A 1,179-nucleotide genomic window follows, 5' to 3' on the forward strand; every position below is an offset into this window, starting at 1 on the left:
GATCGGGATGCATAGCCCCGTCCGGTTTGAGCATTCCCTGACAGGAACAGCGAGAGCTGCTTAAAGCCCTGTCCACTGTTCAGGGGGAACCTCAGGCCGCAAACTGGGCGAGAAGACCGTGGCAGCAACCAGCGAAGGCCATCTCAGCGCAGTGCAATGGGCCGGGCAGTGGCCCGGCGTGCGGTTCGCGGTCGAGGACTGCCGACACCTGACCCGCCGCTTCGAAGGTGACCTGCTGCGTGTCGGCTATTCAGTAGTGCGTGTGCATACCCGGTTGATGGCGGCGGCGCGACGCACCGGACGGCAGCGTGGCAAGTCCGACCCGATCGATGCCGAAGCCGTCGCCCTGGCTGCGTTGCGCGACCCCGACCTGCCCGTGGCCCGCCTCGACGGTCCGACTCGCCAGGTGAAGCTGCTGTCTGGTCACCGGCACGACCTCGTCGTCGAACGCACGAAGTTGTGCGGCCGGCTGCAAGGAGACCCGGTGAACGTGTACCCGTTCATCGAGGCGGAAAAGTCTGGCCAGCACAACGTCGCTCGAGCGTGTGTTGCTGAAGGTCTCCCGGTCCGCCTACTACGCCGCCCGCACCGCCAGCCCGTCCAGGCGCGTCCGGGACGATCAGGACCTGGCCCAGGCGATCGCTGCCGCCCACGACGAGTCCGACGGCACCTACGGCGTGCCACGGGTCCACGCCGAGTTGACCGCGCAGGGACGCCGGCACTCCCGCAAACGCATCGCCCGGCTGATGCGCGCCGACGGCCGGCGTGGCAGAACCCCGAAACGGTGGCGCACCACCACCGTGCCCGACCCGGCAGCCATCCCACCCGCCGACCTGGTCCGGCGGGACTTCACCACCACAGCGAGGGGTGTCAACGCCCGCTGGTGCGGCGACATCACCTACATCAACACCTGGGAGGGCTGGCTCTACCTGGCCACCGTCATCGACCTGACCTCCCGTCGTGTCGTGGGCTGGGCCACCGCGGACCATCTGCGCACCGACCTCATCGACCAGGCCCTGAACAACGCCGTCACCAGCCGCCGCCCACCCACCGGGGTGATCTTCCACTCCGACCGCGGCTGTCAGACCGGTTTCAACCAGTCGTCGCAACACCTGTGTCCTGAGTGGACAGTAGCAGTTCGTTCATCGCTTCGGCAGGTGTCTTCCAGCCGATAGCCTT

1 protein-coding gene and 1 pseudogene are annotated in these 1,179 nt (G+C 67.5%); both read left to right on the top strand.

What is annotated here, in order from left to right; all coding sequences use genetic code 11:
* Nucleotides 1-151: 151 nt before the first annotated feature.
* Nucleotides 152-415 (top strand): annotated as a pseudogene (locus ABZS58_RS51430) (IS110 family transposase); the annotation flags it as partial.
* Between the two features lie 130 nt (nucleotides 416-545).
* A complete protein-coding gene (locus ABZS58_RS51435) occupies nucleotides 546-1,175 on the top strand; it encodes an IS3 family transposase (protein ID WP_354792164.1) in 630 nt (209 codons plus the stop codon).
* Nucleotides 1,176-1,179: the final 4 nt, after the last annotated feature.

The sequence above is a fragment of the Dactylosporangium sp. NPDC005555 genome (assembly GCF_040605635.1).
GTDB lineage: Bacteria > Actinomycetota > Actinomycetes > Mycobacteriales > Micromonosporaceae > Dactylosporangium.